This is a genomic window from Microbacterium sp. APC 3901, assembly GCF_030407765.1.
Classification (GTDB): Bacteria; Actinomycetota; Actinomycetes; order Actinomycetales; family Microbacteriaceae; genus Microbacterium.
Genome location: NZ_JASDCU010000001.1, coordinates 214,444 through 227,623, shown reverse-complemented (window position 1 = coordinate 227,623; position 13,180 = coordinate 214,444). Strand labels below are relative to the sequence as shown.

The window sequence follows — 13,180 nt, the reverse complement described above, 5'->3', positions numbered from 1 at the left end:
CCTTCGCTCGCCATGCCCCGCCGTCGAACCCTCACCCTTCGGGGCACGGGTGCGCTCCTCTCCGGTCTCGGCTGCCTGATCGCGGCGAACATGGTCGGCGCGCCGATCCTCCTCTACATCGGCATCCTCCTTCTCGCTCTCACCGTCTTCTCGGTGCTGGTCGTGCTCCTGCCGCGTCGTGCCGGTTCGGTCACACGTCAGGTCTCGACCGACCTGCTGACGGTGTCGGAGACGTCTCGCGTCACCCTGCGCTTCACTCTGCGTGCTCTGCGAGTGCCCCGAGGGCTCTGGCGCGACGTGCTCCCGCCTGCCGTCACCGGCGACTCGGCCGGCGAGTACCCCTCGGAGAGCGGCCAGCTGAGCTACCTGATCACCGGTGTGCGACGCGGTGTCTGGCCGATCGGTCCGCTGGTGCTGCGCACGGTCGACCCGTTCGGTCTCGCCCAGCGCGAGCAGGCCTTCGGCGAGACCCGCTCCGTGACGGTCGTGCCCGAGGTGTTCACGCTCGCGCCGCTGACCGTGAAGGTCGGCGCCGCCGGCGGCACCGCCCACACCTCGTCGAGCCGACTCGGACAGGGCAGCGACAACCTGTCGCCGCGCCGCTACATCTCCGGCGACTCGATGCGTCGCATCCACTGGCGGGCGACCGCGCACCGCGGGCAGCTGATGGTGCGCCAGGAAGAAGAGGAGTCGAGTCCCGACGCTCTCGTGATCCTGGACCGCAGCGCCGCACGCTGGGCACGCCCCGGAGACGACGAGGATCCGGCCTTCGAGACCGCCGTGTCGATGTGCGCCTCGGTCGCCGTGCACCTCGTGCAGGAGGGATACGGCGTCGACGTGATCGACAGCAGCGGGACCCTGCTGGGCACCCTGCGCGGTCACGAAGACGACCGCGACGGTCTGCTCGTCGCCCTCGCGCTGGTCGGCCCCCGCGGCGACGCCCGCGACATCACGACCCTGGTCGGCGGTACCCCTCCCGGCCCGCTCGTCTACATCACCGGCGAGATCGACGAAGAGGACGCCGCTCTGCTGCGTCCCTCGGGCGCCGCAGCCCCGATGCTGTTCGCGACCGCGCCGCACCGTGGGGCGGCCGCGGCAGCCGAGCGGCACGGGTGGCGCGTCGCGCGACTGGGCGACGATGTCGCGGAGGCATGGGAAGACGTGCTGCCCGACCGCATCGGCGGCACCGCCGAGCAGCGGGGAGCGACCGATGTCACCAGCTGAGCACAAGGCCGAGCGCGGATCCCGCCTGTCCTGGCATCGCGAGCACGAGCTGCCGGTCGGCACGGTCGTGCCTTCGGTGCTGGCCGCCGCCGCAGGGCTCGTCGCGATGTGGCCGTTCACGTCGGTCATCGAACCGGGCAGCTGGTCGTTCGCCGTCCTGGCGGTGATCGTCGTCACCGCGCTCGCAGGCATGGCGTCGCGCACCCTGATGCGCGGTCGTCCGGCCTGGGCGCGCGACCTCGTCACCATCGCCGTCCAGATCCTGGCGGTGATGGGCACAGTGATCCTGCTCGTGGCCGGCGACACAGCGGTGTTCGGACTCATCCCCACCGAGGCGACCTTCTTCGCGTTCCAGGCGCTCGGAGCCTCGGCATGGGAGGAGATCGCCTTCGGCTCCGCGCCGCTCGCCGCGTCCCCCGGACTCGAAGCCGTGATGGGTGCCGGCTTCGGCGTCGTCGCGATCCTGCTCGACCAGCTGGTCGCGCAGCGCGGTGCGATCCTCGCCAGCCTGCTCACGGCGGTCGTGGGATCCATGCCGATGATCATCACCCTCGGCGGGGTCAACGTCGTCTGGTTCGTGATGCTCGGCATCCTGATCCTCGTCCTGCTGCGGTACACGGCAGCGCAGAATCCCGACTCGCCCCGCCGCACGTCCGTGGCGGTCGCCGCGGGCGTCGGCGTCGCGGCGCTGGCGACGACCGTGATCATCGCACCCGTCCTGCCCGTCTCGGCGAGCCTCGCCGGCACAGGGACCGGGGTCACGGTCGATGCGTCGCTGCGGCTCGGCGATGACCTGCGGCAGCCGAACCCGGTCGAGGTTCTCACGGTGGCGACGACGGCGGACACCGCGCCCTATCTGCGGCTCACGACGCTGTCGGCGTTCGACGGCCGCGTGTGGGAGCCTGATCGCGGCGACCTGCAGGCGCAGAGCGAGGGATTCGGCCCCGCCGAATGGACAGCCGACATCGAGACCGCCGAACAGAACACCTCCATCAGGGTGATCCGGATGTCGAGCTCCTGGCTTCCGGTGCCCTATCCCGCCACGAGTGTGCAGGGACTCCCCTCGACCTGGCGCGTGAGCCCCGAGAACCGCACTCTCGCATCTCGCAGCGCGGATGCGGTCGGCAACGACTACACCGTACGGTCGCTCGAGGTGTCGCCGACTCTCGAGCAGATCCGCGGGCTTCCCGCCGCCGAACCGATCGCCGATCCCGGTGCGGAGCCCGTCGAGCTGCCCGAGGTGATCGGCGAGACGGCCGCCGACGTCACTGCTGACGCCACGAACGACTACGACCGGCTGATCGCCCTGCAGTCGTGGTTCCGGAGTCAGTTCGCCTACTCGCTGGAGACCCCGGTCGACGAGGGTTTCGACGGCACCGGCGCTGACGCGGTCGCGCGGTTCCTCGATGTGCGGTCGGGATACTGCATCCATTTCGCCGGCGCGTTCGCGCTCATGGCGGAGAGCCTCGACATGGAAGTGCGCATCGTCGTCGGCTATCTGCCGGGTGCGCTGACTGAGACCACCCGCGGCGACGATGAAGCGGTGTATTCGGTCTCCAGCGACCAGCTGCACTCGTGGCCCGAGGTGCTCTTCCCCGGTGTCGGATGGGTGCCCTTCGAACCGACTGCATCGCTCGGGGTTCCGACGGCCTTCAGCGCTGCGGCGACCGCAGGTGGCGGTGCGGGCGGCGCTGCGACGCCGGCTCCGACGGCCGCCCCCAGCACCGAGCAGACCTCGGGGCCGGAGCTCGAGCGTGAAGACGCGGGCGACAACGCAGGGGCGACCACAGAGCTCCGGCGATTGGACCCCACCCCGGTCGTGCTGACGACGCTCGGCGTGCTGGTGCTGCTGCTGCTGCCCGCACTCGCCCGTCTCGCCCTGCGCGTGGCCCGACGCGGGCGCGCACGACGCGGCGACGCGGGGGCGGCCTGGACCGAGCTGCGGGCGACCATGCAGGATCTCCGCGTGCCGCTGTCTGATGCCGAGACGCCGCGCATGCGCGGCGACGATCTCGTCAGGGACAGCCATGTGGATGCCGACGCGATGCGGGTGCTCGTCGCCGCAGTCGAGCAGGCCAGCTATGCGCGCCCCTCCGCTGACGGCGCGCGAGATCTCGACGCCGCCCTCGTCGAGGTGACGGCTCAACTGCGCCGCAGCGTCGACACGTGGACGAGGCTGCACGCGTTCCTGCTTCCCCGATCACTCTTCGCGAGCCGGCGCACCGACGTGCTGCTGCTCACCTGAGGTAGTCGCGCGTCTTCGGGGACGACTCAGGCGGAGGGATCAGGCCGCGTGCTGCTCGCAGCGCACCGCGTCGCAGGATTCGCAGACGACGAACTGGGTGCGGCACGACAGATCGGGGCAGTTCGCGGTCCGCTTCGTCGCGCTGCCGCACCCCGCGCACTCGCCGATGACGGCCGCATAGTCGGTGAAGTCGACGGATCCGCGCTTGTCGAACACGTAGAGCGAGCCCTCCCACAGGCCGTCATCGCCGTACTGCTCGCCGTAGCGGACGATGCCGCCTTCGAGCTGGTACACCTCGCCGAACCCGCGCGCGGTCATCAGGCTCGAGAGCACCTCGCAGCGGATGCCGCCTGTGCAGTAGGTGACGACCGGCTTGCCTTTGAGATCGTCGTACGCCCCGGAGTCGAGCAGCTGCACGAAGTCGCGCGTGGTCTCGGTGTCGGGAACGACGGCTCCGCGGAAGCGGCCGATCTGCGCTTCGAGCGCGTTGCGGCCGTCGAAGAAGACGACGTCGTCGCCGCGCTCCCCCATCAGCTCGTGCAGTTGTTCGGGTGTCAGCCGGGTGCCGCCTCCGACGACGCCCTGCTCATCGACGCGCAGCTCACCCGGCGCTCCGAACGACACGATCTCGTCGCGCACTTTGACGCTGAGCTTCGGAAAGTCGACGCTGCGACCATCGGCGTCGACGCCGGTGCCCTCGCTCCATTTGATGTCCGCGTGAGCGAAGGGAGCGTACGATCGGAACGACCGCGCCCACTTCTTGAGCGCCGGCAGATCACCGCCGAGCGTGCCGTTGACTCCGTCCTTCGAGATCAGCAGCCGGCCGCGCAGCCCGAGGGCGTCACCGAGGTCACGCTGCCACACCCGGATCGCGTCCGGATCGGCGAGCGGGGTGAAGACGTAGAAGAGGACGATTTTGGGTGTTGCCACCCAGCGATTTTACGTCGGCCACCTGACCGCCCGCCCTCGCGGAGGCGGCTGGAGGCTGCTACGTCACATCGCGGTTCATGAACGACAGTCCCGCAGCGACGAGCGCCCCCAGCACCCAGGCGGCCGTCACCAGCACAGCCGTAGAACTGCCGGTCCCCTCGTTCGGCGGGATTCCCAGCGCGGAGACGTCGGACCCCAGCGCTTCGAGCATCGCGAGGAGGGGAAGGTACACAGCGCCGGATTCCCAGAAGATCGCCACGAGGACCGCCACGCTCATCGACATCGGAGCCACGAACAGAGCGACGAGATGCGTCTGCACGACGACGCCCACCCCCATTCCCCAGAGTCCTGCCAGCGCGCCGAGACTCAAGGTCGACCCGACAGACGCCCATTCCAGAGGGAGACCACCCATCACCACAGTCAACGCCGTGTGGCCGCCGACGGCTCCGGCGAGAGCGACGATCGCGCCGCCGATGCCTGAGGAGACGACCCTGACGAGAAGAGTCGCCCACCGAGGCTGCAGCATCAGACGCTGAGCGACGACACCGTCTCGCCGGTCCACGGTGTAGCGGAAGGAGCCGTAGGCGGCCGCGAGAACTGCTGCATACGTCGCGAGCACCGCTTCGTACGGCGCCGCGAACGCGGCTCGGACATCGGTCGGTGCCTCTGCGAGTTCCGGTGGGATGTTCGTCGCCACCGAAAGCGACAGCACGAAACCTGCCATCGCCACCCAGAACAGCACGACATCGCCCGCGAAGCCGCGGGCATGAGCTCGGACGGCCCGGCCGATCACGCGGCCTTCCTTCTCTCGATGCCCCACGCGGCGACGACCAGTGCGACAGCCCACGCGAGCGCGAGGCAGAGGGCGGGGCCGAACTCGAGCAGTCGGTCCTGGTATCCGGGAACGCCCAGCGCGGCCAGCACCAGTCCGGGCGAGAACCTCGCCAGCTCCGGCGCAGTGCGCAGCAGGGCGAACTCCACGACCATTGGAAGGACGAGGACGATCGCGGCGGTCGTGTAGTAGTTCCTGGTGATCCACCCGATGGCCCCACCGATGAATGCACCGAGAATCACCCCGACGAGCGCGCCCGCGTAGATGCGCCACGCACCCCCGGTGAGCGACAGCGTCAGTGCGTTCTGAGCCAGGAAGACGGCGACGCCCACCGTCCAGACGACGAAGATGCCGACCGACAGCGCGACCGCGACGACCGCACCCGCGACGAGCTTCCCCGAGAAGGCGCGAGGGAAGCCGACCCCGGTGAGTGTTCTGTCCATCGAGCCGTAGTAGCACTCGCGGGTGACGCCGTACGCGCCGACGAACGCCGCGGAGATGGCCGACCAGGCCAGCGGCTCCAGGAGAAGTGCGGTGGCCGCGGCAGAATCGATGCCGTCGAGGTCGAATCGTGAACCGTCGGAGAACAGCACGAAGACGGGCATCAGGACGGCCACGAGGTAGACCGCCAGGATGGACGACCCGCTCACCGAGCGCAGGACTTCGCTTCGGACGGTTTCCTTCATGCGGAGGCTCCTTCAACGAGATCGAAGTACTTGCTCTCGAGCGAGTCTGCGTCGCTCGTCACCAGGTCAGCGAGCCGCCCGGCGAAGAGCGCGCGCCGCTTGATGACGACCACCTCGTCCACGACCTGTTCCAGCTCGGCGAGCTGGTGGCTGGCGATCAGGACGGTGCCGCCGCGTTCCGAATAGCCGCGCAGGAACCTGCGAAGCCAGCGGATGCCGTCGGGATCGAGCCCGTTGGCCGGCTCGTCCAGGATGAGTGTCCGGGGCGAGCCGATGAGGGCTGCGGCCAGCCCGAGTCGCTGGGTCATCCCCGTCGAGAAGGTCTTCACTCGGCGACGGGCATCCGCTGCGAGCCCGACCTCCTCGAGCACCTCGTCGACTCGTCCCCGAGGGGCCCCCGCCGCGAGCCGGCAGATCTCCAGGTGACGCCGGGCGGTGATACCGCCCTCGAAGCCGAAGCCGTCCATGTGGACGCCGACGTGAGATGCCGGATCGGCGAGCGCGGAGAACGGCATGCCGTCGATGAGGCTGTCACCGCTCGTCGGCTTCAGCAGGCCGACGATCGTTCGCAGAGTCGTCGATTTGCCCGCGCCGTTGGGCCCCAGAAGGCCGACGATCGATCCGTACGGCACAGCGAACGACAGCTCTTCGACCGCGGCCCGATCTCCGTACCTCTTCGTGAGTCCTCGGACCTCGATCGCGTGACCGTTCATCTTCATTCCTTTCCCACCTCTCCGCTCTGAAGAGATGACAGTGGCATCTCCACTCCGGCCACCCAGAGCGTCTGCCACAGACTTCTCACACCGAGTTCGACTCGCGCCTGCCCCGTCGCAGGCAGGGAGCCGGTCTCCTCTGACACGTTCACCCCGGCGATGATCACCGCGGGGACCGTCACGCCGTCCGCCACGATCGGGAAGAGCGCCTCGAGCGGCACCCTCGTCCGGTGCGGCCGCTGCGACCAGACCACCCCTTCACCAACCTGCTCGTCGGCGAGGATGCCGTTGCTCATCAGGACCACCCGGGCACCTTCGGGCACGTCTGCCTCGGACGCGTCGCCGGTCTCGCCGGCCTGCAGAAGGACCACGCGGTCACCGTGCGCGGTGAAACCGAAGGTGGCTGTCACAGGCACGGGGATCACGGCGCCGGCGATCACGATGCTCGCGACGAGTGCGATGACGACCGACCCGAATCGGAGCCGCGGGACGCCGGACCGAAGCACACGGCGCAGCGCCTTGACGAGGATCACGACACCGGCGATCACGACGACGGCCTCGAGCGCCATGACGAGCGATCCGAGGATCGGTCCGCCTCCGGCGAGTGCGCGAGCGATGCGGGCGACGGCGAACACCACCAGCACGACCGGGGTGACGAGGCACGCGAGCCCGAACGGCACGCTCCACCACGTGTCCAGACGCTTGGTGCTGCGCTGCCCGCCGAACAGCAGACCGGCCAGTCTGCCCGAGGCGTCGTGGATCGCCCGCGCCCTCAGGTTCGGCTCGTCCAGAGCGCTCATGAGCGCGATGTACCCGTCGAACCGCACGAAGGGGATCAGATTGATGAGGGCGATGGCGCCGCACGAGACGGCGAGGAGCAGCGCGCTCTGGCGGATCACTGGCTGCGACAGCGTGAGCGCGACGATGAGTGCGATCGCGCCGACGACGGCGTGCACCGCGGGCCCCGCCAGCGCGATGGCGACGCGCTGCCGGCGTTCAGGAAGCCGCCACCCGTCCGTCACATCCACGAAGAATGCCGGACTGAGGTAGAAGAGCATGAAGCCCGCCCGGCGGGGTCTTCCGCCGAACCTCGTGAGCGTGATCCCGTGAGCACTCTCGTGGAGCAGGGTCATCAGCGAGAGCGTCACGACGAGGTACGCGAGGACGATGAGCGGCACCGGCGTGGTGAGGGCGGCCCACAGCTCTTCCGTCTGAGCTGTCGCGGCGACGAGTCCCAGGCAGAGCAGAATCGCGATCGACATCACGACTGCTCGGTGTGGGAGCGGGACGATCAGTCGGTCCAGACGACCGAAGATGGCGGGTGCGCGTAGCGTCGCGATCTGCAGAGTGAAAGGGGGCCGGTAGACGACTCGGCCGGGCGGCAGCTTCTCGTCGCCCTCGAGGAGTCCACAGGCGCGGAATCTCCCTGCCAGGCGCAGAAAGTGCTCCCACGACTCGGAAGGGGCGAAGCGCCGATGCAGATCATGAAGTGCGGTTTCGCCGTTCATCGCTCGCAGAAGCTCGACGACGGTACGCGAGACCCTCGATGAAGGCACTCCGTGCAGCGTCGCGATCCATGTCCCGTCGTCATCGGCCTGCTCGAAGTCGACGCCGGATGCGAGGAGGGGGCACGAGTCGGCGGCGAGCGCATCTTCCCCCGAGCGAGGCCGATGCCGTCGAGGGAAGCTACCGGGAGGCATCCGCATCCCTCTCCTCCGAGTGTCCCGCGCAGGTCGTGGTGAGCAGAACGATGTCCTCTCCACCGAGCGTCCGAACGGGAGAGATGGCCGGGACGGAGAATCCCGCTTCGACGAGCTCTCGCGAGAGCTCCGCGCGATCGAGCACTCTCAGACGGCTCGTGAGCACTGTCACTTCGCCGCCCTCCGTCAGGTCGGCGGCGCGAACCCAGTTGACCACCCGCGCTGCGCCATCTTCTTCCACCTGCTGCGAGAACAGATAGGTCTCGGCACCGTCGGGACCGGGGACCTCGATCTCGCGATCCGTCGACACCGAGAAGGTCTGCGCAGAGGCGTCTCCGGCGAGTGTGAAGGCGAAGACGCCGTGAGGCGCGAGGTGGCGTCGCACATTCGCGTACAGGAGCGACCGCGCCACGCGGTCGAGCAACGTGATGGAAGTCGCCCCGATGATCACGAGCCCGAACTGCTGCGGCAGCGAGAAGTCGCGCATGTCTGCGACGACGCACTCCAACATCGCGTGTTCCGGCAGCGCTCGACGCAAGCGGGCGAGCATGTCGTCGGAGAGATCGATCGCGGTCACCCGCTTGCCCGATCTCACCAGAGGGACGGTCAACCTCCCGGTCCCCGCCGCGAGATCGAGGATCGGCCCCTCTGTGTCTCTCGCAAGCGCGAGCATCTCCCTGATCTCCGCACGGTCGGGCCCGACCAGCCGATCGTAGAAATCGGTGCCGGCACCCGAATACAGATCCTGCTCCTTCGGCACCGCTCCGACCGTGCAGAGCCTCGCCACGACGGCTTCAGTAAGAGAACTGGACATTCACGCATCACCTCTCAGCGGGAAAATGGGGTGCGGGTGCGTCGAACCCACCCGCACCCCTTCGGTCAGGTCGCGATCGCTGCCGCACCGCCGATGATGGCGATGATGTAGCTCGCGTGCTCCCACCATTCGAGTGGCGCATCGATGTGTTCGAGCTCTACGAACTCGAGCGACTTCGTCTGCATGTGCTACCTCCTCGGTACGCCTTACGAAGGCGGTTCCTATGTCAGGGCGATGATCCCGATGATCACGCCGACGGCGAATCCGCGGGTCCAATCAAGGGCGTCATCCGGCGCCTCCATGGCCTCGAGTTCGGTGAACTCGAGGGTCGGCATTGTTGCGTGCATACTCACCTCCCTCCCATTTCGTCTTGTCTGGTCGACAGGGTCACGTCGCGGCGGCAGCGCCGATCCCTATCAGCACCAGCGCACTGATCGCGCCCTGATAGAAGCTCTCCCAGCTGGGGGCATCCATCCCCTCCAGCTCTTGGAACTGGATTCGCTGTTGCACACTTTCGTTCATCTCATTCACCTCCTTCGCTCCAGTAGGAATCACGGAGCAGATCGCAGAAGTCGTCTGCGAAAAGGCCCGCGAGCATCGGGTAGCGATTCCCCCACGCAGCTTCCGTGGCGGTGGAGATGCGGCGCATCTCCACCGCTGTCGGTCGTGGCGGAGTCGGGATGCCCCAGCGGTCGATGAGCGCGGCGATGCCCGCGGGTGGGTCGAGCGGCAGCGCGATCCGACCGACGACGCTCATCCAGAATTCCTCGAGGCTCTCGCGATCTCCCCACCGAGGGTCTCCCGAGCACACTCGACGCCAGACCGCAGCGATGACCGCGGCCGTGGCGACCATCTTGCGCACCTCCAGCACGAAGGCGACTTCGTTAGCCAGGTACCAGTGACGGGCGCTGTAGGGATCCTGCCCTCTCAGCGCCGCAGAGCGCTGGGTCGCCGCGCTCAGACGGGCGAGACGCAGGCGTGAAGCGGCGGTGTTCACGTCGCCGGAGGCCGTTTCGAGAAGAGCGCCTCCGAGCGCGGCCGCGTCGCGTCGTCCTCTGGCGCTTCGCCGCGAGCTCGTCGATGCGCCTGCGAGACGGAGGAACGCCTCGAGTGCTCCCTCCCTGACCGTGGCCGGCGTGAGGGTCATCAGGTTGCAGGGATCGATGATGGCGTGGCGGGGTCTCAGGGAGCGCCCCACGATGAGCCGATACCCGCTGTCGTTCTTGAGGATGCTGACGCTGTTCGTCTCCGATGAGGTGCCGAGCGTCGTGGGCACTGCGACGATGCTCACGGCCGGCGGAGCATCCGGCAGGAAGGTCAACGCCGACCTCGACGCGCGTTCGATGGCGAACTCGAAAATGTGCCCCGGAGCGAGTGCGAGCGATGCGATCTTCGTGGCATCGAGAACGCTTCCTCCACCCACCGCCACGATCACGCTCGGGGCCCGACGAACGATCTCATCCGCGATCGTGCCGACCGCCGTCGCGGTCATCGAGCGAGCGTCCACTTCGAGCGCTCGTGCCGAGCAGTCAGAGGCGCCCCGCGTGGCGAGCGACGAATCCACGATCATGAGGGTCTCTCGATCGGCGGTGAGCCGAGTGATCACCTGCCCCGCGATGTCGTGCCCGTACCAGAGAGTCGGGACCCGTGCAGCGAACTCAGAGCGCATGTCGACGCTCCTGCACCTGCGCGATGCCAGCGCGCACAGCCGAATCGACCTCGAGAAGTTCACTCGTACCGAATCCGTACGCGGGAATCAGTTCGATGGCGCTCGGGCCGGGCTGCACGAGGACGCCGTTCTCAGCGATGGCGTCGACGACGTCGAGAACCTCCGCTCCAGAGAGCCGGCTCGCGTCCGGATTGCGAAGGGCGAGCCCCACGAAGCAGCCTCGTCCTGTCACCTCCGTGACCACCCCGTCGGACTTCAGCCGAGTCGCCAGACTCCACAGATCGGCCGCGAGCGCCCGCGTGGTCGACTCGACGTCGATGCGGTGCACCTCTTCGATCACCGCGACGATGGCCGCAGAGCATGCGGGCGTCCCCGCCTGCGTCTCACCGTGCACGAACGTCCAGCCCCCGCGCGTGAACTCGGACGCGACGCGCGCTCCCACAAGCAGAGCTGCAGCGCCCGTCGCGCCGTTCGTCAACGCCTTCGAGAGGACGAGGACGTCCGGTGGGGCACCCCACTCGTCTGTGGCGAACATCGTGCCGGTACGTCCGAAGCCCGTTGCGACCTCATCGGCGACGATCAGGAACCCGTATGCCTCGCGCAGGTCGAGGAGCCGGGAGATGAATGCATCCGACAGTGCGTGCGCGCCGCTGCCCAGGACGGGCTCCACCACCACCGACGCGACTCGGGAACCTTCCCGCTTCAGAAGCATCTCCAGCTCCTCTCCGTCATCGCTGTGCGACACATGCCGCACCGACCTGCGGTCGACGGAGTAGACGGACTGCAGGAGGTCGTCTCCGCTCAGTGCGTGGCTGCCGTACATCGTGCCGTGATAGCTGCCCTGCAGACCGACGACGAGAGAACGCGACGCGGCTCCCTGCTGTGCCCAGTACTGCCGTGCGAGCTTCATCGCTGCGTCGTTCGCCGCCCCGCCAGACGTGCAGAAGACGACCCGGCTGTACCTGATGGGGTCGGCGAGGCCGATGAGCGCTTCGGCCGCGACCTCGGCGTACCGATGCGGTGCGCGGAACAGCGTCAGGTACGAGGCATCGTGCGTCGCGCTGCTCACGGCGTCGGCGACCGCCTGATTTCCGAAGCCGAGGGGAACGTTCCAGAGTCCGCTCGTCGCGCTGAGGCGTGTGGATCCGTCCGCGAACTCGATCCGGTTTCCGGCGGCCCCGACCGCGACCCGGTCCTGCGTGAAGGTGGCGTCTGCCGGGAGCATCGATGTCCACAATGCGTGCGGAACGTTCATCGTCCGCTGCCCGACGCCGGCCGGCGTGACGCGTGAGCACGCGTGCCGAAGTGGATGCCGAGCGCGGCGGCAGCGTCGCGGCATAGGGCGTTCGCGTCGGACTCGGACAGGCCGCACTCCCGAGCCAGTCGATCGACCGCGACCTCTGGCGCGCTGGAGGTCTGAGTGGCGGCGACGACCTTCGCAGTCATGGGCGACAGCAGCTGGCGACGCCTCGTCGTGGTGTCGGCGAGCACGAAGCCGTCTGAGGTCTCGAGCAGGAACGGATCCGCAGGCAGCGGTTCGGCGTCCGCCCGGTCATCGTCGATGAGCGACCAGCCGAATCCCGAGATCTTCTCGACGCCGTTCGCCCAGCGGAGCATCTTGATGAGGTCCGTCGCGTTCAGGTACCGCTCGATCCATCCGCGGCAGGTCAGATCCTCCATGAGTGCCTGACTCGGCACCATGCCTCCCCACGCCGCAGCCTGAGGCCAGCGGGATTCGATCACGGTCTGCAGCTCGTCGATCTCGCCGATGACCTCACCCTGCAGACCGACGCTGACCCGCCCGTCCGCACCCACCCTGATCGCGCTCGGAGTCGCGAGCTCCCTCGGTGCCGCAAGAGCGCTGCGGTTCGCGAGCAGCACCCGCGGGTCGATCAATGACGACGGGAAGACTCCGGTGCGACGAGCGAGCTCGGCATCGTCGAGAAACGCCTGCCAGCCGGTCTCATCGAAGAAGCCCACCGTCGTGGGTCCGATGATCTGCACGAACGCCGCAGCGACGTAATCCTGGAGCTCGACGCCGCGTTCGCCGAAGAATAACTCGTCACCGATCTCGCTCAGAGCGCCCGTGTAGCGAACGGTGTCGGCGGGTCCGTCATAGTGGCCGCTCTGCGCGTGCAGCAGAACCGCGTCCTCTTCGCGGGCCACCTGGGCGACAGCCTCCGCGGCGACACCGTTCTCGACGAGGAACACCCGCGAGTACTGCTTCTGCTCACCGGTGATCCATTCCCGGAGCGCTCGTGCTCCGATGAGCTCCGGTTCGTGGCTCTTCCGCGATGCCTCCGTCGTGCTGATATGCATTTCTCCCCAGAAATATCGAGGTGCCTCTGTGGCACCGGTGCGTCCTCA

At 68.2% G+C, this 13,180-nt stretch carries 14 protein-coding genes; 2 read left to right on the top strand and 12 right to left on the bottom strand.

The genetic code is table 11. The annotated features are described in order from the left end of the window. Window positions 1–12 precede the first annotated feature (12 nt). Window positions 13–1,224 carry a DUF58 domain-containing protein gene (locus QMA07_RS01105; RefSeq protein WP_290159320.1) on the top strand — a complete coding sequence of 404 codons (1,212 nt, stop codon included), beginning with the start codon at window positions 13–15 and terminating at the stop codon, window positions 1,222–1,224. Continuing rightward, entirely contained in the window at window positions 1,211–3,469 is a 2,259-nt protein-coding gene (locus QMA07_RS01100) for a DUF3488 and transglutaminase-like domain-containing protein (protein WP_290159319.1), read from the top strand. Before QMA07_RS01105 ends, QMA07_RS01100 begins: the two co-directional genes overlap by 14 nt. 39 nt (window positions 3,470–3,508) lie before the next feature. Here QMA07_RS01100 and QMA07_RS01095 read toward each other — a convergent pair whose 3' ends face one another. From QMA07_RS01095 to mpaB, 12 genes are all read right to left on the bottom strand, one after another. Continuing rightward, on the bottom strand, window positions 3,509–4,399 hold the full coding sequence (locus QMA07_RS01095) for a rhodanese-related sulfurtransferase (RefSeq protein ID WP_290159317.1): 891 nt from the start codon (window positions 4,397–4,399) through the stop codon (window positions 3,509–3,511). Between the two features lie 58 nt (window positions 4,400–4,457). Next, window positions 4,458–5,192 carry a hypothetical protein gene (locus tag QMA07_RS01090; protein ID WP_290159315.1) on the bottom strand — a complete coding sequence of 245 codons (735 nt, stop codon included), beginning with the start codon at window positions 5,190–5,192 and terminating at the stop codon, window positions 4,458–4,460. Continuing rightward, window positions 5,189–5,917 carry an ABC transporter permease gene (locus QMA07_RS01085; protein WP_290159314.1) on the bottom strand — a complete coding sequence of 243 codons (729 nt, stop codon included), beginning with the start codon at window positions 5,915–5,917 and terminating at the stop codon, window positions 5,189–5,191. Before QMA07_RS01085 ends, QMA07_RS01090 begins: the two co-directional genes overlap by 4 nt. Beyond that, entirely contained in the window at window positions 5,914–6,630 is a 717-nt protein-coding gene (locus tag QMA07_RS01080; protein ID WP_290159313.1) for an ATP-binding cassette domain-containing protein, read from the bottom strand. The genes QMA07_RS01085 and QMA07_RS01080 overlap by 4 nt, the downstream gene beginning before the upstream one ends. A 2-nt stretch (window positions 6,631–6,632) precedes the next feature. Beyond that, entirely contained in the window at window positions 6,633–8,330 is a 1,698-nt protein-coding gene (mpaP, locus tag QMA07_RS01075) for a daptide biosynthesis intramembrane metalloprotease (protein WP_290159311.1), read from the bottom strand. Next, on the bottom strand, window positions 8,317–9,144 hold the full coding sequence (gene mpaM / locus QMA07_RS01070) for a daptide-type RiPP biosynthesis methyltransferase (protein WP_290159310.1): 828 nt from the start codon (window positions 9,142–9,144) through the stop codon (window positions 8,317–8,319). Before mpaM ends, mpaP begins: the two co-directional genes overlap by 14 nt. A 65-nt stretch (window positions 9,145–9,209) precedes the next feature. Further along, window positions 9,210–9,329 (bottom strand): MpaA3 family daptide-type RiPP, encoded by a 120-nt coding sequence (gene mpaA3, locus QMA07_RS01065; protein WP_290159308.1) that lies wholly within the window; start codon window positions 9,327–9,329, stop codon window positions 9,210–9,212. 36 nt (window positions 9,330–9,365) lie between these two features. Further along, entirely contained in the window at window positions 9,366–9,479 is a 114-nt protein-coding gene (gene mpaA2, locus QMA07_RS01060; protein ID WP_290159307.1) for an MpaA2 family daptide-type RiPP, read from the bottom strand. A 52-nt stretch (window positions 9,480–9,531) separates the two neighbouring features. After that, a complete protein-coding gene (gene mpaA1 / locus QMA07_RS01055) occupies window positions 9,532–9,666 on the bottom strand; it encodes an MpaA1 family daptide-type RiPP (RefSeq protein WP_290159305.1) in 135 nt (44 codons plus the stop codon). 1 nt (window position 9,667) lies between these two features. Then, window positions 9,668–10,813, bottom strand: coding sequence for a daptide-type RiPP biosynthesis dehydogenase (gene mpaC / locus QMA07_RS01050; RefSeq protein WP_290159303.1), 1,146 nt, complete (start codon window positions 10,811–10,813; stop codon window positions 9,668–9,670). Then, window positions 10,803–12,068, bottom strand: coding sequence for a daptide-type RiPP biosynthesis aminotransferase (gene mpaD / locus QMA07_RS01045; protein WP_290159301.1), 1,266 nt, complete (start codon window positions 12,066–12,068; stop codon window positions 10,803–10,805). Before mpaD ends, mpaC begins: the two co-directional genes overlap by 11 nt. Further along, the gene (gene mpaB, locus QMA07_RS01040) at window positions 12,065–13,132 is read right to left on the bottom strand and encodes a daptide biosynthesis RiPP recognition protein (RefSeq protein WP_290159299.1); all 1,068 of its coding nucleotides are present in this window, start codon (window positions 13,130–13,132) and stop codon (window positions 12,065–12,067) included. The genes mpaD and mpaB overlap by 4 nt, the downstream gene beginning before the upstream one ends. Window positions 13,133–13,180: the final 48 nt, after the last annotated feature.

What these genes read in the sequence shown, in the direction of transcription:
- QMA07_RS01105 (WP_290159320.1), top strand. Translation starts at nt 13, where the DNA reads ATGCCCCGCCGTCGAACCCTCACCCTTCGGGGCACGGGTGCGCTCCTC.
- QMA07_RS01100 (WP_290159319.1), top strand. Translation starts at nt 1,211, where the DNA reads ATGTCACCAGCTGAGCACAAGGCCGAGCGCGGATCCCGCCTGTCCTGG.
- QMA07_RS01085 (WP_290159314.1), bottom strand. Translation starts at nt 5,917, where the DNA reads ATGAAGGAAACCGTCCGAAGCGAAGTCCTGCGCTCGGTGAGCGGGTCG.
- QMA07_RS01080 (WP_290159313.1), bottom strand. Translation starts at nt 6,630, where the DNA reads ATGAACGGTCACGCGATCGAGGTCCGAGGACTCACGAAGAGGTACGGA.
- mpaP (WP_290159311.1), bottom strand. Translation starts at nt 8,330, where the DNA reads ATGCCTCCCGGTAGCTTCCCTCGACGGCATCGGCCTCGCTCGGGGGAA.
- mpaM (WP_290159310.1), bottom strand. Translation starts at nt 9,144, where the DNA reads ATGTCCAGTTCTCTTACTGAAGCCGTCGTGGCGAGGCTCTGCACGGTC.
- mpaA3 (WP_290159308.1), bottom strand. Translation starts at nt 9,329, where the DNA reads ATGCAGACGAAGTCGCTCGAGTTCGTAGAGCTCGAACACATCGATGCG.
- mpaA2 (WP_290159307.1), bottom strand. Translation starts at nt 9,479, where the DNA reads ATGCCGACCCTCGAGTTCACCGAACTCGAGGCCATGGAGGCGCCGGAT.
- mpaA1 (WP_290159305.1), bottom strand. Translation starts at nt 9,666, where the DNA reads ATGAACGAAAGTGTGCAACAGCGAATCCAGTTCCAAGAGCTGGAGGGG.
- mpaC (WP_290159303.1), bottom strand. Translation starts at nt 10,813, where the DNA reads ATGCGCTCTGAGTTCGCTGCACGGGTCCCGACTCTCTGGTACGGGCAC.
- mpaD (WP_290159301.1), bottom strand. Translation starts at nt 12,068, where the DNA reads ATGAACGTTCCGCACGCATTGTGGACATCGATGCTCCCGGCAGACGCC.
- mpaB (WP_290159299.1), bottom strand. Translation starts at nt 13,132, where the DNA reads ATGCATATCAGCACGACGGAGGCATCGCGGAAGAGCCACGAACCGGAG.